The sequence below is a fragment of the Paenibacillus rhizolycopersici genome (genome assembly GCF_014947195.2).
Classification (GTDB): domain Bacteria; phylum Bacillota; class Bacilli; order Paenibacillales; family Paenibacillaceae; genus Fontibacillus; species Fontibacillus rhizolycopersici.
The window spans coordinates 75032-95074 of record NZ_JADCNN020000007.1 but is presented as its reverse complement, the minus strand read 5'-3'; the positions used below and the strand labels follow the sequence as shown (position 1 = coordinate 95074).

The 20043-nt window shown below is 53.2% G+C and carries 16 protein-coding genes; 3 read left to right on the top strand and 13 right to left on the bottom strand.

All coding sequences use genetic code 11. The annotated features are described in order from the left end of the window. Positions 1 to 25 precede the first annotated feature (25 nt). Entirely contained in the window at positions 26 to 394 is a 369-nt protein-coding gene (locus IM700_RS09825; protein ID WP_155606173.1) for a thioredoxin family protein, read from the bottom strand. 152 nt (positions 395 to 546) lie between these two features. Here IM700_RS09825 and IM700_RS09820 point away from each other — a divergent pair, with 152 nt between their 5' ends. Then, positions 547 to 1842, top strand: coding sequence for a DUF2515 family protein (locus tag IM700_RS09820; protein WP_193417372.1), 1296 nt, complete (start codon positions 547 to 549; stop codon positions 1840 to 1842). A gap of 399 nt (positions 1843 to 2241) precedes the next feature. Here IM700_RS09820 and IM700_RS09815 read toward each other — a convergent pair whose 3' ends face one another. The 12 genes from IM700_RS09815 to IM700_RS09760 form a co-directional block, all read right to left on the bottom strand. Further along, positions 2242 to 3870 carry a putative polysaccharide biosynthesis protein gene (locus tag IM700_RS09815; protein ID WP_193417371.1) on the bottom strand — a complete coding sequence of 543 codons (1629 nt, stop codon included), beginning with the start codon at positions 3868 to 3870 and terminating at the stop codon, positions 2242 to 2244. 52 nt (positions 3871 to 3922) lie between these two features. Beyond that, the gene (locus IM700_RS09810; RefSeq protein WP_193417483.1) at positions 3923 to 4408 is read right to left on the bottom strand and encodes a DUF456 domain-containing protein; all 486 of its coding nucleotides are present in this window, start codon (positions 4406 to 4408) and stop codon (positions 3923 to 3925) included. A 10-nt stretch (positions 4409 to 4418) separates the two neighbouring features. After that, positions 4419 to 5162, bottom strand: coding sequence for a Cof-type HAD-IIB family hydrolase (locus IM700_RS09805; RefSeq protein WP_418888776.1), 744 nt, complete (start codon positions 5160 to 5162; stop codon positions 4419 to 4421). 169 nt (positions 5163 to 5331) lie between these two features. Further along, on the bottom strand, positions 5332 to 6180 hold the full coding sequence (locus tag IM700_RS09800) for a prohibitin family protein (protein ID WP_155606169.1): 849 nt from the start codon (positions 6178 to 6180) through the stop codon (positions 5332 to 5334). A 155-nt stretch (positions 6181 to 6335) separates the two neighbouring features. Next, positions 6336 to 7217 (bottom strand): metal ABC transporter permease, encoded by an 882-nt coding sequence (locus IM700_RS09795; protein WP_239483757.1) that lies wholly within the window; start codon positions 7215 to 7217, stop codon positions 6336 to 6338. Continuing rightward, positions 7217 to 8170, bottom strand: coding sequence for a metal ABC transporter permease (locus tag IM700_RS09790; RefSeq protein WP_193417370.1), 954 nt, complete (start codon positions 8168 to 8170; stop codon positions 7217 to 7219). The genes IM700_RS09795 and IM700_RS09790 overlap by 1 nt, the downstream gene beginning before the upstream one ends. A 6-nt stretch (positions 8171 to 8176) precedes the next feature. Then, a complete protein-coding gene (locus IM700_RS09785) occupies positions 8177 to 8935 on the bottom strand; it encodes a metal ABC transporter ATP-binding protein (RefSeq protein ID WP_193417369.1) in 759 nt (252 codons plus the stop codon). Positions 8936 to 8956: 21 nt separating this feature from the next. Beyond that, positions 8957 to 9931: a metal ABC transporter solute-binding protein, Zn/Mn family gene (locus IM700_RS09780; protein ID WP_272491433.1), complete on the bottom strand. Its 975-nt coding sequence runs from the start codon at positions 9929 to 9931 to the stop codon at positions 8957 to 8959. Between the two features lie 209 nt (positions 9932 to 10140). Next, positions 10141 to 12141, bottom strand: a complete 2001-nt coding sequence (locus IM700_RS09775; protein ID WP_193417368.1) for a peptidoglycan D,D-transpeptidase FtsI family protein — start codon at positions 12139 to 12141, stop codon at positions 10141 to 10143. A gap of 120 nt (positions 12142 to 12261) precedes the next feature. Continuing rightward, positions 12262 to 14298, bottom strand: coding sequence for a peptidoglycan D,D-transpeptidase FtsI family protein (locus IM700_RS09770; protein WP_418888775.1), 2037 nt, complete (start codon positions 14296 to 14298; stop codon positions 12262 to 12264). A 195-nt stretch (positions 14299 to 14493) separates the two neighbouring features. Next, positions 14494 to 15654, bottom strand: a complete 1161-nt coding sequence (locus IM700_RS09765; protein ID WP_193417366.1) for a transglutaminase domain-containing protein — start codon at positions 15652 to 15654, stop codon at positions 14494 to 14496. A 38-nt stretch (positions 15655 to 15692) separates the two neighbouring features. Further along, positions 15693 to 16136 carry a hypothetical protein gene (locus tag IM700_RS09760; RefSeq protein ID WP_155606161.1) on the bottom strand — a complete coding sequence of 148 codons (444 nt, stop codon included), beginning with the start codon at positions 16134 to 16136 and terminating at the stop codon, positions 15693 to 15695. A 186-nt stretch (positions 16137 to 16322) separates the two neighbouring features. On the opposite strand from IM700_RS09760, the gene IM700_RS09755 reads away from it, so the two are divergent. Beyond that, positions 16323 to 17492: an MFS transporter gene (locus IM700_RS09755; protein WP_193417365.1), complete on the top strand. Its 1170-nt coding sequence runs from the start codon at positions 16323 to 16325 to the stop codon at positions 17490 to 17492. A 412-nt stretch (positions 17493 to 17904) separates the two neighbouring features. Beyond that, positions 17905 to 19980 (top strand): serine hydrolase domain-containing protein, encoded by a 2076-nt coding sequence (locus IM700_RS09750; RefSeq protein ID WP_418888772.1) that lies wholly within the window; start codon positions 17905 to 17907, stop codon positions 19978 to 19980. The last annotated feature ends 63 nt before the right edge of the window (positions 19981 to 20043 follow it).

The window sequence follows — 20043 nt, the reverse complement described above, 5'->3', positions numbered from 1 at the left end:
GCGGTGTGAGGAATATAATGGATTTTTACAGTGTATCCCGTGTTTCCGGCGTGTCATGCAGCGTATGGTACACGTCCAACGCTTTGTTCAGGAAATTTTCAATTTCCTCGCGGGATTTGCGTAGCTTGTTCACGAACCGAACCAGTTCGCGGCCGTCAGTATAGGCGACGAAACTCGGGATGCCCAGAATGTTCTGCTCCTGGCTGACATCGCCGACCTGATCGACATCCACCTCGATCAACGTTAACCGGCCTGCGTATTTCTCCTCGACATCTGGCATAAACGGATCTATAAATTTGCAATCCCCACACCAGTCCGCTTTGAACACCGCTACGATCAGGTTGCTGGATTGGATGCTGACTTGAAACTCCGCGGGAGACGTTATTTTTTTCATAAGGCCATCCTTCCTTTCCTTCAGGTACTTCTAGTCAACCAAAAGCGGGAGTGGAAGTCAAATGTTTCGGACATACTAATTACTAATACCGTAGTATGTCTTGTTGGCCGCCAAATATTCGCAGTTCGGGAAGAAGGGAGGGCGGAAACACAATGGAGAATTCTCGCCAGACCAAGGGGAAAGCCATCAATTTGCGGCGATTGATGTTCCGCCTGCCCGCCGCATTTTCGTCTATGCTCAGAAGCAAAACCGCTTCCCTCTCCGATTCGTCCCGAATGCGGAAAGAGACGGTTTCTCTAGGTTGGAACGAAGCGGCTGCCCGCACGGTGATTAACGATATCGAAGAACAACTACGGCGCAACACGTCGTCTAGGCCTATGCCAGCAGGGGAGGAGTACAGCGCCGAGGATTTACGACTTGCCGAAACCATTGCAGAGGAAACTCGCGTAGCCGGGGCGAGCAATATCAGCCGAACCGCGGCTTATCTTGCCTGCTATCAAGCCTGCCCGGAGCTGCATTGGGCTTTTCTCGCGCACATGGTCTCGCGGAATGCCGGCTGGAACATGACGGACCTGCACAGCAGCCGGATCGCCGATGTGGTCGACGCTGAGGAGAAGCGGCTGACCTATCGGTTTCTAGAGCGCAGCAACGCGTTGATCTTCCAAGATGCCTACCCGCAGCTAAGGTTGTACATGAAGAGCCGGGAGCTTGGCGCTAGTCGGTTCCACCTGCTGCCGTATTTTCACGTATCCGGGTTTATGCGCCCATTCTGGGAACGGTTTTGGATCGACCGCGGCAGTGCCTTGCTCACCGTGGGACTGATCATCAATGAGCAGAATTATATCGAAAAACGCGTCGTACGCCATCCTTACTTCCAGAAGCATGTGACGGGTAAAATGAACTTTCGCCTGTTCAGCCTGGCCGGATTAAACCAGGTGGTGTTCCCGCTGAGTGAACAGGCGGAAGACGAGGCTGCCGGGGGCGAGGCGCGCCGCCTTGCGGGGCGCACCGTCTCCGACTTCGGCAGCCTGCCGGCCCGCATCGCGTTAGGCAAAAGCCTCTACGCGATGCTTATGGGCTACCGCGCCGTGCGCAGCGGCGCGGAGCGGTTCGCCGCGAGCGTGCCGCATAGCGGCTCGCGGGCGGATTATTGGCCGGAACTGTTCACGGCCAATTTGGAAGATGCTCTGACCGCCAAGGTGCAGGGGTCAGAGCTTCTGGAACAAGAGACGCTGCCGCCGGGCCAGCGTCTCTACAGCCCCAAGCTGCTGAGCGCTTGGGGCGACACCGCCTATGAGCCAATCTCCCGGGAGGATTGGCTCAAGGATACCCGCGCGCTGGATGGCATCAGCGCGCCGAAGGCGCCGTTCCTGTGCGACATCAGCCGGTCGCACAGGAACGGCATCCTCGAGACCGCATTGGTGCACGATGCGGTGGAAGACCGCTGACCCGCGGGGCGCTTGGGTTGCCTGGGCAGCCTTGGGCGCCTCCTCTGGTCGGCTCTTTTCACCATTATCCCGTATGATCAGGGAGCTGAATTTACAAGGGAATTGGTGTATCCCAGCAGCAACATCTCCTCCCTGGCCTGAGCCAAAGGGATAATGGTGCATAAGTGACATACGACTCCCCGACCTGAACCAAAGAGATAATGGTGCAGAAGTGACATACAATCTCCCCAACCTGAACCAAAGGGATAATGGTGTAAAAGCGACATACAACTCCCCAACTGAGCCAAAGGGATAATGGTGTAAAAGCGACATATAAACTCCCTGACCTGAACCAAAGGGATAATCATGCAAAAAGGCGCCAATCGATAGAATGAAGGCGGGCGGGCCGCCGATCTTGTTTTATCCCACCTGTCGGCCTCCGCGCTGCAACCGCATCAACGGGGACAGCACTTTGCGAAGCGGTGCCGGATAACCGGCCAGCTCGTCCTTCCGGATGACGCGCAACAGGATGAGAAGCACCGGATACAGCGCGACAACCGCCACGCCAACGATGCAGCAGGTCAGGAAGAAAGCGACGCGCGCCGGCATCAGATCCACCATTTGGATCCCCGCTTGATTCAAGCCATATCCCACACCCGACAACGCGACAATCGTCAGTACGAACCCGCCCCAACGGCTGCCCATCAGCGAGAATGGAACGATCTGCTTCATCGCCCGTACATTCAGCAGCGTAATTACGAGGAAGCAGAGACCGGTGGCGATAATGATGCCATATATCCCCCAGAACTGAGCAAGCACATAGCTGGCCGCCAGCTTCACAAGAATCCCGATTGCCACGTGTACCATCGATAAATTGGCTTTACCTACTCCAAGCAGAATCGAGTTGCTGGTCATCATCGTGATTTGAAAAATCGTCGCGAACGTCAGCAGAGCCACAATGCTGCTGCCGTCCCGGGTGCTAAACAGCAGCCCGTTCACGGAATAAGCCGCGGTGCCCAACGCAAGGATGATCGGCATCCCGCTCAGCACCGCAACCCGCATCGCCAACGTTACCTGGCGCTGCAGATGCTCCTGATCCTTCCGCGCGTAAGCAGCGGAGATAATAGGCACCAGCGATTGGCTTAGCGCAATCGCCAAAATCGGCGGAATACCGGCGATCATCTGCGCACGATTCCCAAGAATACCGAGGATATACGTAGCTTGTCCGGAACCGATTTGTCCGGTTAGCAGCGGCTTCAGGATCGAGTTATCGATGAAGTTCACCGCCGGAACCGCGAGTGCGGTGAGCACGATCGGAATCGATAGCTTAAAAATCTCCGCATAGATCCGTTTAAAGGACATCCGTCCGGTGGTCTTTTCCATCTTCTCTTGCCCAGCGGATTGGTCCTTCCGCGACAATTTCATGCTGTACACCAACATGACGACCAGCGCGGCCACCCCGCCGAGCACCGCGCCAAATGTCGCGCCGGCTGCTATTTGCTCGCCCGAGTATCCCCAATGGAACAGCACAAAAGCTAAAATAATGCCGGTAGCCACCCGCACGATTTGCTCAATCACCTGCGAAACCCCGCCCGCGATCATGATATTCCGACCCTGTAAGTAGCCACGAATGATCGCAATCAGCGGGAATAGCAGCAGTGCTGGAGCCAGGGCACGAATCGCAACAACCGATTCCGGAACGCCGGAAGCCTCGGCATAATAAGGCGCAAGAACAAACAGTAACGCGAACATAACGACGCCTGCCACGCCTGCAAATAGCAATGCCGCCTGATAGACGCGACGCGCTTCCTCGGGCCGGTTCAGCGCATGCCGCTCCGACACCATTTTGCTCAGCGTACTCGGAATGCCTGCCGTCGCTAAAGTTAACAGCATGAAATAAGCCGCATTCGCTTGTGAATACGACGCGTTCCCGATATCTCCGAGAATGTGCTCCAACGGCACGCGCTGGAACAGGCCGAGCACCCTCGCGATCAGCGCGGCCCCCGCCAAAATTAACGTACCTTTAACAAACGATTCCTTCTTGGACAAAACCAATTCCTTCTTTCCCGCAATCCTGATGAGTGCTCTGATGAGATATAGGTTAAAATGCAACAATCCAAATGATGAAGATGACGATCATGACCAACTGTAGGATCACCTTAACAACGATGCTGCTAAACAAGCCGACAACCGAGCCGACACCGACTTTAAACGACTTGGACAGCGATTCACCTTTGATCAATTCCCCGATCATCGCACCAAGGAGCGGACCCAGCACCAACCCGAAGGCTGGAATCATAAACGGGCCGATGATAATGCCGATCGTGCTAAGCCACACTGACAGCTTGCTGCCGCCGAATTTCTTGACCCCCCAAGCTCCCACCGCATAATCCGCCACCATCAGAACGACGACGATCAGCGTTTGCAGGATCCAGAAGAACCACCCAAAAGGTTCAAACGAGAAAAACCAACCGTACACGAAAAAGGCAAAATAAACGGCGAGCACCCCGGGTAATACGGGATACACCGCTCCGGCCATACCCACGGCAAATAGGACAACTACCAGAATCCAGCCAAGTACGGTCAATGCCATTTTCTCACTCTCCCGTCAATATATAATCCCGAATTATCCAGGCAATTCCGTCTTCATTATTCGACGTGGTTACGACATCCGCCTTCTCCTTCACGGCTTCCTGCGCGTTGCCCATCGCTACGCCGAGCCCCGCAACCTCGATCGCGGCCAAGTCATTCAGACTGTCCCCAACCGCCACGACTTCGGACATCTCCAGCCCCAGCAGTCCGCAAACCGTGTCGATTCCACTGGCTTTACTGATTCCCTTCGGATTGATTTCCAGATTGTGCGGGGACGAATTCGTAATTTCAAGGCCGCCCATTTCCTGCAGCTGCCGTAAAATATCTCCTCTCACCTCATCGTCCTCGGTAAAATAACCAAACTTCATCCAATGATTTTGTTCCAATAATTCGGGTTGCCAATTTGTTTCGTTATAGCTGCCCTCGACGGCGTATGCCCAAAACCAGACCATCTTTTCCCGGGAAATGTCGTACATTCGCGAAACCAATGACCGATCAAGCAACACTCTGCGATACAACTCATGCGGCGACTTCCAGACCTCACTTCCGTTCACCGTTATCATCGGCGTACCCAGGCCTAATTGATCACCGTACGGAACCGCCTCCTGGTACCCGCGTCCCGTCGACAAGCAGACATGCACCCCGGCGGCAGCGGCCTTCCGAATCCAGCGTTCCGTCTCGGGCGTAATTCGATGCTCATCATTAAGCAGCGTTCCATCCATATCGAGCGCCAACAGTTTGTATTTCAACAACAGACAGCTCCCCTATCCGCAATAGATTCTAATCTCTAGACAGCATACCGCCATTTTACCATAATCCCGGGTTCCGACAAAGCGCGCAGACCCGTTGATTAACTGTCCGTTAAACCCGAAAAAGCCGCCCTGGAAGGCGGCTAGGTTCGGGTTAACTTCGATTTAATTAACGCTGGTTCGTCAGCGATTGGATGTCGATGAATGGCGTGGCGCCGCCCGTCACTTGCGGGAGCTTGCCGTCCCATTTCTCCAGCGCTTTCTCCTGTACCTCGATCTGTTTAAGCTGTACCAGTTCCGGCGTAACCTCCTGCTTCTTCAGCTTAAGCGACTCTGCTTCGGCTTGGGCTTGAGCGATCTTCTGCTGCGCTTCGATCTGGATCCGCTTCAGGTCATTGCTGGCCTTCAAGGCTTGTTGCTGAGCAACCTGCTTCGCTTCGATCGATTGGTTAAACGCGTCGGAAAATTTAAAATTGACGATATTAATTTCGTTAACGATTAAATCGTATTTCGCCAGCCGAGCGGTCAAATGCTCGCTAATCTCCCCCGCTACGACGTCGCGCTTGGCGATCAGATCTTCGGCCTGATAGCGTGCCGTTACTTCTTTGACGATCTCTTGCACAGCCGGATTAATGATGACCATATCGAAATTCCCGCCGATATTGTTCATCAGATTGTAAGCCGAATCCTTGTTGACCGAGTAGTTGACGGCGACATGTGTGGAAACCGGCTGTAAATCCTTGGAGGAAGCGGTAGTGTCCGTTTCCGTCTTGGTGACCTGCGTGTTCACCTGAATGACGGTTTGAATAAACGGAACTTTGAAATGCATTCCCGGAGATAAAACATTATCATTCAACTTCCCGAACGTTTTGTATAAACCGACATGGCCGTATTCCACTTGCGCGTAGCTGTTAGAACCAACGATGAGCACGACGATGACGATGATGGCCGTTGAAATCCATTTCCCCACGGGCGTGTTCTTCTTTGGATGTTGCTGCTGCTGTGTACCTGCCTCCATATGAATCCCTCTCCTTAAGTTGTGATCTGGCCGGACCATTTGCCGGCTAACTATATCAAGTAATACGGGGAAGAAGGAACTTGGTAGCAACAACTTGACAAGAATGCGTCACTTTCGGTCTAAAAATAGCGTTTGTTTTCGCTTGATTCGGGGCCTTAAACCGCTGCAGCGTTCGGTCGATTTCGCTTGCCAAATCGGGCGATCAGGCCATGCTTCGGAGAACAAACAAGCGCCAGCAGGAACAGGATGCCGGCTACCGTCACCATCGAGCCGGCGATGGAGGCGTCCAGCCATTTAGCCGCGTAGTAACCGCCCGCTGCGCTAAGCACCCCGATCAACACGCTGTACCCCAGCATGGCGCTCAGCCGATCGGTCAGCAAGTAAGCTGCCGATGCCGGAATGATCAACATGCCGACAACCAGGATGGCGCCAACGCTCTCAAAGGAAGCGACCGTTGACAGCGAAACCAACCCCATCAGTAAATAATGGAATAAGGCAACCGGAATCCCAACCGCAGCCGCCAGCGCAGGATCGAAGGCGCACAATTTAAACTGCTTGTAGAACAACAGGATAGCCACCAGCACGAGGAGCAACGTTCCGCTCAGCATCCAGACGGCGACCGGCCCCATGTCGTAGCCGTTCCAAATCCAGGTGTCCCACTGCACGTAGGCAATTTCACCAAACAGCACGCAATCCAGATCCAGATCAATGTGAGAGGCGTTCCGGCTGATTAGAATCACGCCAACGGCGAACAATGCCGTAAATACGATGCCGATCGAGGCATCTGATTGCAGGCCGCTTTGCTGTAAAGCCTGAATCAAGAAAACCGTGATCAATCCCAGCGCGGCCGCTCCGATGAGCATTAACATGGAGTCTCGAGAGCCGCTCACTAGAAATGCGATGGCAATCCCCGGCAAGACCGAGTGGCTGATTGCATCCCCGACCATGGCCATTTTCCGCAAAACCAGAAAGCAGCCCAAAACTCCACATGTTGCGGCCACCAGTGTACCGGTCAAAATAATCCAAAAATCAGCCATTATTCCGTCCCCCTTTCAACCGCATTCCCGGCTTGTCGGATCATCGCCAGCTCCGCGGGATGCTGTATCTCGCTGCGGCCGCGCCAGCGGCGCACCCATTTCGCTAGCAGCCCCCGATTTGGTGCAAACAACGCGGAGAGGACAAACAACGCGGTTGCCGCTAATACCGTGACCGGACCGGTCGGCAGATTCGATAAGGTCGAACTGATCAATGTTCCGGTGACCCCCGACAACGCCCCGAATACACCGGCCAACACGACCATGATACCCAAAGCGTCGGTCCAGTACCGGGCGGCGACCGCCGGTGTAATCAGCAAGGCAGCCACCAGTACGACCCCTACTGCTTGAATCCCCACGACGACCGCTACTACGGTCATAAGCAAGAGCAATTGCTCCAGAAAGGCTACCTTAAGTCCCATTCCCCTCGCAAAGCCGGGATCGAAGCTTACTAGCTTAAATTCTTTGAAGAGCAAAATGCAGACTACGATCAACAGAACGGATACGGCGCCCATCAGATAGACGTCCGCGAGCATCATAGAGGCCGCCTGACCAAACAGGTATTTATCGAGGCCGCTTTGGTTCCCGTTGCCGCTGTGTTGGATCTTCGTCAGCATCACGATCCCGATCCCAAAGAACACCGAAAGCACAATACCAAGCGCCGCATCTTGCTTGATTCGCGTATAGCGAGTAATTGCGGAGATCCCAAACGTCGCTGCCATCCCGGCGAGGATCGCGCCGAGCATAAACAGGCCCACGGACTTGACCCCGGTTAACATAAACGCGATGCAGATCCCAGGCAACGCAGCGTGCGCCAGCGCATCTCCAAGCAAGCTTTGCTTGCGAAGATAGGTGAAGGATCCGATAACGCCGCTTCCTAAGCCCAGCAGCAAGGACCCCATCAAAATCCACTGCAAGTTCGGATCGGTAATCCATTGCCATAATGTCGTTAACATCGTTTGTCACACCTTCCCAGCAGGAGCAGCACCGAAATCTGCCAGCATGGCGATTCTTCCGCCATACGTCTGATGCAAATGATCCGGCGTAAACGTCTCCTCGGTGGGTCCTGAGGCAATCAATTCACCGTTCAGCAGCAGCACATGATCGAAATACTCCTTAACCGTGGATAAATCGTGATGCACGACCAGAACCGTTTTCCCCTGCTCCTTCAATTCGTGCAATAGGGCGATGATCGCTTTCTCCGTGGTGGCGTCCACGCCGGCAAAGGGTTCATCCATAAAATAGACTTGCGCATTTTGCGCCAGCGCCCGGGCCAGAAACACCCGTTGCTGCTGACCGCCAGACAGTTGACTGATCTGACGACCGGCATACTCCGCCATTCCTACCTTGGCCAGACATTCCATGGCGATCTGCCGCTCTTTCGCCCCCGGGCGGCGGAACCAACCAAGCTGGCCATAACGCCCCATCATCACCACATCCAACGCATGGGTTGGAAAATCCCAATCGACCGATTCACGCTGGGGCACATATCCGATCAACTTGCGTTGTTCCCGGTAGGAGCGGCCATAGATGCGTACTTCTCCGTCCAGAGTCGGAAGCAGCCCTAGCACCGCTTTTAACAGTGTGGATTTGCCCGCCCCGTTCGGACCGAGAATTCCTATTAATTGCCCCTCCGGGATTTGAAAAGATACCGAACGCAACACCGGCTTTTTCTGATAAGCAACCGTTAATCGGTTCACTTCAAGCGGATAACTCTTCATCCTTGTTCTCCCCTTCTGGACTTATTTCAACGCTTCAACGATCGTGTTCACATTATGTTGGACCATATGAATGTACGTGTCCGCCTCGGAGCCGGCTTCTCCCAACGAGTCCGAATACAGCTCGCCGCCAATTTCCACGGTATGCCCCAGCTCAGCGGCTCCGGCAATGACCGCCTCCATCGATTTAGTCGGAATGCTTGATTCCACGAACACGGCCTTGATCTTGTTCTCAACCAAGAAGTCCCGAAGCTTGGCGACGTCCTTTGAACCGTATTCGGCCGCCGTACTGATCCCTTGCAGGCCCATGACCTGGATCCCGTAGGCATCTCCAAAGTAACCAAACGCATCATGTGCCGTTACCAATACCCGGTCCTGCTCGGGGATTTCGGCAATACGTTGCTTCACCTCCGCATCCAGCTTCTCCAATTCGGCGATATACGCTTCGGCGTTCTTCCGATAGACGTCCGCTTGGTCCGGATCGTAGGCTGACAACGTGTCTCGGATCGTTTCCGTCGCCGTGATCCAGTGCCGGACGTTAAACCAGATATGCGGATCGTATTGCGATCCGCCGGCATCCGCGCCAGAGCGCAGTTCGCCCGGATCAATGTCCTTCGAGACCGCCACGGTCCGCTTCCGCTGCTCCAATTTCTCGAAAACTTCCGTCATTTTCCCTTCTAAGTGCAGCCCCCCGTAAAACACGACCTCTGCGTTGTCCAGCTTCTCGATATCCCCTTGCGATGCCTTATATAAATGCGGGTCTACCCCCGGTCCCATCAGTCCGGTCACCTTGACCTGCTCACCGCCGACTTCCCGTACGACATCCGTAATCATCCCGATCGTGGCCACTACCTGTACCGGCGTTTCGTCCGCCGAGTCACGGATATGGTCTGCCTGGCCCTCCGCTTTAGAACAAGCCGCCAATACGATCAAAGCCAATACGCCTAACGTCATCTTTGCCCTTTCAAACGGGCTTTTCTTCATCTTCAACTCATCCATTTCGTTTCTCCTCTCCCTTAATCGCTCAATGTTGTACAAGTAAACACTTGTTTGCTCAGGCTTTATTTTTTAGTGTTATATAAAAATGTTTCCCTTGTGCAAATTTTAAGCAAAGGATTACCAAAAAGCAAGCGAAATTTCCTTGGGACCCCAAAAATTTACTCGCAAAAATAGCCCCGCTCAGCGAGCAGGGCCTCTTCTCGAGTCGATTATTTTAGGGGATGACCGGCCAGACCGTATTCGCGGTCATACGCATCGAAGATTTTGCGGGCAACCGGGGCGGCACTGTGGGCTCCAAATCCACCTTCGGGGATGACGACCGCCACCGCCAACTTTGGTTTTTCACGCGGCGCAAACGCAATAAACACACCATTTTCCATCAGTTCATCTTTATAAGCTTGCTCCGAAGTTCCCGTCTTCCGGGCAAAATCGTATGGAAACCCGTCAAACGCGCTGACGTCTGTCCGCATGCCTCCGATGACTTCGTCCCAGTAGGCCTCGTTCATTTTGATTTCGTTCAGCACCCGGGGCTTGAGTTCCAGCACCGTATTTCCCGAGTCATCGGTCATTTTTTGCACGAGCCTAGGTTGCATGCGTTTCCCCCGATTCGCCAGGGCGGCAGCATATTGCGCCAACTGCATCGCTGTATATTTGCCTTGTTGTCCGAAAGAGGCATAAGCCAACCGGGATAACGCCGTTTCCGATTCGTCCTTATACTCCAATGTCCCCAAATACTCTCCCGGTAAATCGATTCCCGTAGAGGTGCCTAACCCAAACTGCTTCATATAGTCGTCCCAAATATCGATGCCTTTCGCGCGGTATTTGTTATAGAGCTTTTCCCCGACCATATCGACCATAAACGCATTAGACGAGTAGCGAATGGCCAGCCCGGGATCGATGGAACCGTAGATATGGTTCGAGGAATTTCGCACCCTCGCTTGATCGTTTCGACCGAAATAAGCAGCCCCTCGATCGGTATACTTCGTTTGGGTCGTAAACAGCTTTTCGTTCAGCCCGATCAGAACGGACAGCGGTTTAATGGTGGAGCCGAGATACACGGTCGACTCGAATCCATGACCCGAGTATCCTGCGCTGTATGGCGTGACCGTCCCGTTTTTGTAATACTCCCGGATCTTCTCAAATTCCCGGGTGTCCATGCTGCCGGTTTGCCATAAGTTCGTATCGTAATCCGGCATGCTGGCCATGGCGATGACGTTGCCCGTATCGACCTCCATGGCCACCGCGTAACCCGTTTGGGCGAAAGGATGCACTTTCCCGGATACAGGATTCTTGCGGACCCACTCGATTTGGTCCAGAATCGCTTGCTCCGCCGCCAACTGCACCTTTTTGTTCAGCGTGGTATGCAGGTCGTAGCCCTTAACCGGGTGAATGATGTCAGCTACGCCATTCGCCATATTACGCGGATCGATCGGAACCCGCTTGTATCCGTTCTTGCCGCGCAGCTCCCGTTGATAATACATCTCCAGCCCATCGAAGCCAACAAATTCGTCTTCCGTGTACTGCAATGCCGGATCCGAATCCCGACTCTCCCGGATCGGTTTATACCATTCCAAATCATACGTGGACCGGTACTTTTTATGGTAACCGACTGTTTGTACCGCTACCAAGTCGGGGTCGTAATGGCGCACCGAATCTTCGATAATGTCTAAACCCGGAAACTTGGTTTTTTGAGCCAAAAAATAAGCGACTTCTTTCTCGGTCAACTCGCTTTTGATCCTGCGGGGAACAAATCCGCCGCCATAGCGGAACTGCAGATCCATCGCCCCGAGAATGGCCTCCTCCGTCATTTCATTCGCGGGATCGCCATATGTATCGAAGGCTTTCTTTAGCTCTCGGGCCAAGGCCCTGGCTTCTGCCAAATTGGCTTGCCCCGCTTCGGATACCGGGTCGTAGTTGCTCTTCTGGAGCGTCAAATACAAGGACTGCACCGGCGTGGAATAAGCCAGCATTTCTCCCCCCGCCGCTAGGATGGAACCTCGGACTGGAGGCATCGGCACCTCCCGAACCCTCATTCTCGTTTCTTCCTTGGAGAGCGTTGGCCCCTCCACAAACTGCATGATCGCAAGCCGTACGATGATGATCGTAAATATGGCGAACGCGCTGAAGAAAAAAAGGTTCAACCGAATATGGAAATGACGTCGCATGAAAGCCTGCTGTTCTTGAGGATCCTCCGAAACGTATCTGTTCATCGTAGTTCCTTCCCGCCTCTCTCCATTGGAACATCTGGGAACCGGATTTCAGCCGCCGGGAATAAAAAAACGACCTTCTCAACATGATGTGAAAAGGTCGCTGCTGTTCAAAAGATTCAGTTAGGGATTGGTTTGCCCGGTTTGATTCCCGTTTTGACCAGTTTGATTATTGCTAGATTGCTGTTGCTGCTCATTTTTGGCTTTCTTCGGCACGCCGTCCAGGCCGTATTCTTGGTCGTACGCATCGAAAATTTTGCGAGCGACGGGTGCGGCACTGTAGGCACCGAAGCCGCCTTCAGGAATAACGACCGCGACCGCCAGTTTCGGGTTCTCCCGCGGCGCGAAAGCGATAAATACGCCGTTATCACGATTGGCGCCGTCAGCCCATTGCTCCGAGGTCCCTGTTTTCCGTGCGAAATCGTAAGGGAAACCCGAGAACGCAAAGGAAACTTCGGTCTCCATTCCGCCGATAACCTCTTTCCAATAAGCGTCGTTAAACTTGACTTCATTAAGGATCACCGGGTTGAATTCCTTGACAATATTGCCCTCGGTATCGGTGATTTTGCTGACGAGATGTGGTTCCATCCGTTTCCCTCTTGTTGCCAACGTCGTCGTATATTGAGCGAGCTGCATCGCGGTGTATTTACCTTGCTGTCCGAAGGAAGCATAGGCGAGTCGGGATAATGCGGTCTCCGATTCATTTGTATACTCTAGCTTGCCTAAATATTCATTCGGCAGATCCACGCCGGTCGAAATACCCAGACCAAACTGCTTCATGTAATTATCCCAGATCTCGATCCCTTTGGAACCGTATCTGTTGTACAGCTTTTCACCAACCATATCAACCATAAACGTATTCGAGGAATGACGGATTGCGCTAGCTGGATCAATCGAGCCGTACGCATGCCGCTGCGAGTTGCGAACGCTGGCGGAATCGTTTCTCCCGAAATAAGCAATCCCGGAGTCATGGTAGTAGGTGCTGGTCGTAAACAAACCTTCGTTCAGTCCGATCAACACCGATAATGGCTTAATGGTGGAACCCAGCAAAATGACGGATTCCATGTTATGCCCCGAACGTCCGGAGCTGATTGGCGTGATCGTACCGTTCTGGTAGTTTGAGGAGATACTCGTCCAGTTGTCTGCGGATACCCCGCCCGATTGCCATACGTTGGTATCGTAGTCCGGCATGCTGGCCATGGCTACGACGTTGCCGGTCTCCACTTCCATCGCGACGGCATACCCGGTTTTTGCGTTAGGATGAACCTTGCCGGATACCGGGTGGCTATGCACCCAATCGATTTGGTCGAGAATTGCCTGTTCGGCGATCATCTGGATGTTCTTGTTGATCGTCGTGTGCAAATCATGGCCTTTTTCCGGCGGCGTAATCTCCGCGATACCTGTGGCCATGTTCCGCGGATCGATCGGCACGCTCTTGTAGCCGTTCTTCCCGCGAAGCTCGTCTTGGTAAAATAATTCCAGACCGTCGTAACCGACGTCTTCGGTTTCTGTATATTGCATGGCAGGATCATCGTTTTTCGATTCCCGAATCTGCTTGTACTTGTTGAGCGATGTGGAAGCGCCCTTATATTTCTTGATATATCCGATCGTTTGAACGGCTACGGTATCGGGGTCGTAATGGCGGATGCTTTCCTCCACGATGTCGATCCCCGGAAAGTCGCTTTTCCGTTCCAGAAAATAGGCTACTTCCGCAGCGGTCAGGTCGATCTTGATGCGGCGCGGCGTAAACCCGTTGTTTTGCCGGTAATCGAGGTCCATCGCTTTGATGATTTCCTCTTCCGTCATTTTCGTGTCCGGCGTACCGAATTTATCAAAAACCTCCTTCAGCTTTTTGGCCAATGCCAAAGCTTCCGGACGATTGGTTTTCCCTTTGTCAGTTGCGTTGCTATAATCCTTCTGGAGGGTGATATACAGCGATTGGACCGGCGTGGAGTAGGCTAATTTCTCCCCCGCTGCTGCGTAGATCGTTCCACGCGTTGGCGACAACGGCACGTCTTTGACCCGCAAATTGCTCTCCTGCTGGGACAATGTCGGCCCTTCCACGAACTGTAATATAGCGAGACGCACAATGATAACGGTGAATATGGCAAAAGCACTAAAGAAAAACATGTTTAACCGTATATTAAAATGGCGCTGCATTGCAATTTCCTGCTCTTGCGGATCTTTAACATAAGCGCTTTTCAAGGTGTTTCCCTACTTTCTTCCCCTTAAATCAATTATCGTTTGTGACAACCTACTCTATAGTACCATAACGAAATAAGGCGCGGTGAAGTTACACCCCGTTTCCAGTAATTTTCGTCGGTAGGGCCAAATCCGCGAGTCCCTACTGCCACTTTAAATGATCTTATCAGGAACGTGGGTTTCGTTGAAAGCCGGCGGATTAAACCAATCGCCGCTTTTGGCCCAGGTAGAATCGAGCGGGACCCAAGCATTTTTCTCAGGCAAAAACACCTCGTTCCAGGCATGCGGCCCGTATCCGCCTTGTCCATCGTAACCCAGACCGGTCACGACCTTGACCTGAAGCCCTTGGGATCTGGCCATTACGGCGTAAAGCCGGGAGTAATCGATGCAAACCCCACGTTTGGTATCAAACGTCATTTGCGGCGTTTGCTCGTGCCAGATTCCTTTTTCCTCATAGTCTTTCACTTTATCGTAATCATATGACACCCGCGTCCCAACCCAGTCGTACAACCGGCGCGCCTTCTCCTCATCCGTATCGGCCCCTTTGGCAATTTCCGCCGCTGCTAGCTCGATGGAATCCGGGATGTTGGCATCAATGACTTCATATTTCTGCTGCAAGATGCTGCCAAGCTCCGCTTCTACGCTTCGGGTAAATACCGGCAGCTTCTCCTTAATCAAATTGCCGGTAAGCGGCTCGATCACCGTCTTCGCCCCTTGCTGGTAAACCGGCGAGGCTTCAACGTAACGGCTGAACCCGCTGTTCGGGTTCACCGTCACGGCGATGAATAACAAGGCAATCAGCAGCAAACAACGTGCCGCTCCAATGACGGCCCCGATCCCCGCGCCTGTCAAACGGCTAAGCAAGGAAGCCGGACGATCCCCACCGGAGAATAGCCAGCCGAACAGGCCGCTCCCCCCGCGGAAGAACAGCATCGCAAACCCTGCCAAGGTGCGTATCAGCCAATACAGCAGGAGGAATACGACGGCAAACCGCATCAGTGGAAAATCACGTACCGCCATGATCAGCGTATACAGAACCTGCTCCCATCGCGCCAGTTCCCGTTCCGGAAGCGGCAAGGTCGACAGCCAAACCTGTACCTTCGGCGACACCCACATCGTAAGTGGGACGGCCACTGCGATTCCGACCAGCGACAATACGCCGCCGCTAAGCAGCGCGAACAGACGGCCGGCGGAGCGGGAAGCTCCGCGAACCAATCCCTGTAACACCGAACCCAGCAGCACGACCAACAGCAGCACCGTGATCCAGTTATATTCGCTTAAGGTTTGCAGCAATGTCGTCATGTCCAGCTTCATGAGCTCCTCCGTTCATTCTGGTTGTTTGTTTATCTTCTTTATTGGGAATTACGTTTGGCTTCCTGGATAAATGCCTCCAGCGTGTCGTTCATCGACCATTCTCCAAGAGAGACCCCACGGAACGATACCTTTACCTTATCGCTGCCCGCTTGTCCGATAACCTCCAGGTTCGGGGTCGTAATTGTAAACGTGCCGTCCGAATTTTGCGTCAATTCGGCTTCTTTCGCTTCATTTTTCATCATGTTCAACGCTTCGGTTTTGCTGATGTCGAGAGCTTGCTCTTTGACCGTCGTTACCGCATCGCCGATGTCTTTCATCGTGATACCGCTGTAAATGATGATAAAAGCGGCGATGACCAGGACCAGCGCCCATTTCACAACCGTTCTTACGAAGTTCAACACGAGGAAAAGGATGACCAGGGCAACGACGATCACCAGCCAGTTTTCCTGTAGAAATTCGGTCCATACCTGTACATCAAACATGATGAAACCTCCACCTTTGATTTCCTTAATTTTAAGTCAATCCCATTATACATGATGGCCCAATGCCATGTCAGCTTAACCCCGGACCGGTCACTGCTTCGTGATGGAAAGCCGCGGGTAATAAGTTCGTCCCGGCGGGCGTACAAGTATATCAATGAGTCATTTTACGAAAAGGAGGGGCGACGCGTGAAAATCGCCTTCTGGCTGTACTTCTTTATGTTTCTGGCTTTCTTCGATCTGCACGCCCAGTACCCGATCCTGACCCCCTTTGCCTTATCGCTCGGAGCCGCGCCGACGTTTATCGGCTGGATGATGGGCATCTATGCGCTGACCCATCTGCCGGGCAATCTGCTTGCGGGGCAAGGCGTCGACCGTCACGGCAGCAAAGGGTATATGATCTTCAGCCTGCTGACTGCCGGAGTGATCCTGTTGCTGCAGGCTCATGTCACCGAGCCCTGGCAGCTACTCGCGCTGCGGTCAATCAGCGGGTTTGTGTTAGCCTTTCTGTCTCCGGCCTGCCTGGCGATGCTCGCCTCGCTGTCCAAGAGTCCTGTACAGCAAGGCAAGCTGATGGCTGGACATGGCGTCATGCATACCGTTGCCTCGGTCGTGTCACCGGCCGCCGGCGCCTTCCTGGTCGCCCAATCCGGTTTCACCATCACCTTCCAGATGCTCGGCTGGCTGCTCATCTCGACGGGGATCATCGCTATTTTCACAATCAAGGAGCCTCCGCGGATGCTCGCGGCAGATCCGGCAAAACCTGGCTCCGCCAAGGCACAGGTACCGGTCAGAATCAACGTGATCCCCCTGCGTTATTATCTGCTGCCGCTCGCCGTGGCCTGCTCCCAGGGTATTTTGTTTTTTGAGCTGCCGCTGCAGGCCGGCGGAACCGAGGGTATCATGCATACGGGCTTATATTTTTCCATTATCAGCTTAGGGGCGCTCGTGACGCTGTCGATGTTATTTTTGAGCCATTATTCTCCCTATTTAAGAGCAAGCCTCGGCATTCTGGGCATCGCCTTATGTTTCTTCGCCATGGCTGCCTTTGATTTCATCCCGCTCCCCGTTACGCTATTTGCCTTGGGGATGGCCAAAGGGGTGGTGTTCCCCGCTATCGCTTCGCTATTTATCGATTTGAGCGGAGGGAAGCGGCTCGGCACCGTATTTTCGCTGCAATCGATCGCGATGTCGCTCGGTTCATTTATCGGGCCGATCAGCGCAGGAGCGATCCACGGTTCGTATTCACCTTACTTTCTGGCCTTCTTCGTGCTGATGTTGGCCATTATCATCGTACCGCCAAAAAAACACGCCGGAGCCCTATCTCCTCCAGTTGGCGCCGGCACCGGACATCCCTGAATCAAGGAATTCGGTATCCGGGACAAGCGCACAGGATATTTCACCCCGCCTTAGGCTGCCGCACAGGGCGCAGGCAATCTTCCTTCATAAGATAATCGTGTAGTAACCGATCCTGTTGAAAGCGGGGTGAACATAGATGGGTGGCGTTGACAATTGCGGACCGGGCCCGGTGGGTCCTGGATACGGTTTCTGGACATCGACGGGGACGATCCTCGTGTTGTACATTTTGCTGGTAATTATCCTTCGTGCTCCTCTTCTCTAGTTCTTTGCAATCAATATAGTCCCTGCACTTCGGTCTGCCCCTTCGGCAGGCCGTTTTGCGTCATTATCCATCCTATTCCAAAAAAGATGAACCCTCCCCTACTTTGTTAACGTACTAAAGATATATCCAATTTAAGGGAGGTTTTTTAGTTTGAAGAAAAGACGAAATGCGTTTCTTGCCATGATCCTTGCTTTTACGCTGCTGATGCCAGCTAGTGTTATGGCGGCCGAAGCGCCGCCAACTGACAAAACGCCGCAAGGATTGGAGCAAATCGCCGCCGCGAAAGCCGCGCTGCTCACCGGCACCTACGGAACTACCAGCGTCCAGTATGCTTTGGTGGACAACGGTAAACTTATCGCCTCCGGAGAATCGGGCAAAAACGATGCCGCCGGGAAGATCCCACTGACTTCTGAAACGATGTATGGTATTGGTTCAACCAGTAAAATGTTTACGACTGCCGCTGTCATGAAACTGGTTGACGAAGGTAAAATCAACCTGGATTCGCCGTTGGTGAATTACATAGCGGAGTTTAAGATGAAAGATGAACGGTATAAGCTAATCACGCCACGCATGCTGCTTAACCATTCCTCCGGATTCGAGGGGTCCAGCCTCGCCAATGCTTTTTTGTTTGATGATAACGACTCTTACGCTCATGATACGCTGCTTGATCAATTGGCCGGGCAATCCCTGAAAGCGGACCCGGGTGCCTATTCGGTTTACAGCAACGACGGTTTTACGCTGGCAGAAATTTTGGTAGAACGTGTCAGCGGCAAAGATTTTACCGATTATATCCATCAAGAATTCACCGTGCCCCTTGGCATGAAGCATACGCTGACCTCACAGGATGACTTGGAAGCTAGCAAGCTCGCCGCACTGTACACGCCTGGAGTTCCGGAACAATTGCCGAACGAAACGGTGAACGTGATTGGAACGGGCGGCATTTACTCGACCGCCGAAGACTTAGTGAAATTCGCCAGCCTGTTCACGGGTGAAGCGGGGATCCTGTCCGAGAAGGCCGTTAATGCCATGGCACAGCCGGAATACAAAAGAGGCGTATGGCCTCAAGACGCCGATAACAGCTTCGACTTCGGACTGGGTTGGGATACCATGCGGTTGTTCCCCTTCAGCGAATACGGCATTAAGGCCTTAGCGAAGGGCGGAGATACTCTGATGTACCATGCGGAGCTCGTCGTTTTGCCGGAACAGAAAATGGCGGCCGCCGTTCTCTCCTCCGGTGGCTCCAGCTCGCTGAATCAACTGCTCGCGAACGAACTGTTGCTCCAGGCCTTAAAGGATAAAGGAACGATTAAGGAACCAAAACCGGCCAAGTCTTTCGGTACACCGGAAAAAGCGGATATGCCGGAAGAATTGACGAAGTACAGCGGTTTCTATGGGGCGACAAACCAATTGTTCCGAATTGATGTTGCGAATGGCGAAATCAACATATCGTCTCCGTTTGCGCCAGGCGAATCCTTGGGTCTTCCCAAGCTGATGTACACGAAGGACGGCACTTTTGTCAGCGAGGACGGCTCGCTTAAGGTCAGCTTCGTGAAGGAGAAGAACGGACGCACTTATTTATGGGAAAGACAATACGCCACCGTCCCTGAATTGGGTCAACTGGCCTTAAATCTTTATTCTGCGGAGAAGCTTGAAGAGAACGCGATATCGCCGGAAGTTGAAGCCGCTTGGAAGCATCGCGAAGGGAAATCTTATTTCCTGGTATCGGAAAAGTATAGCTCCATGGCTTACTTCATGACGCTGCCAACTTACAAAATCACACGCACAGACAGCTTGCCCGGCTACGTGATGGACAAACAAATCACGGGTCCCGATTCCTTGATGGGCAAACATGCGGTTCCATCTACGGGAAGCCGCGACTCTGCGGAATTCCGTTTCATTACCCAAGCCGGAAGCGAGTACCTGGAAGCCGGCGGGTCTCGGTATTTGAGCGGGGATCAGATCAAGGAACTGTACCCTGGCAAGAAGTCCTCGGTAACCTTGCGTCCGACGGAACAAGCTCGGTGGTTCTCCATTCCGGCCAAAGCGGCCGGTAAAACGATCACCGTCGACCTGCCCGTTAAAACGTCCTTTGCGGTTTACGACGCATCCGGGGCTTGCGTGAACTTCTCAGTGGTCAGCGGAAACAACCAAGTGAAACTACCTGAGAATGGAACCCTTGTATTTATTGGAGATCCGGGAACGCGTTTCGATATTGAATTGAAATAACTTGATTCCAGCCCTTTTCCTTATCATTCTATCCTGTTTTGCATGAGATCCCCTGCCGGGTAT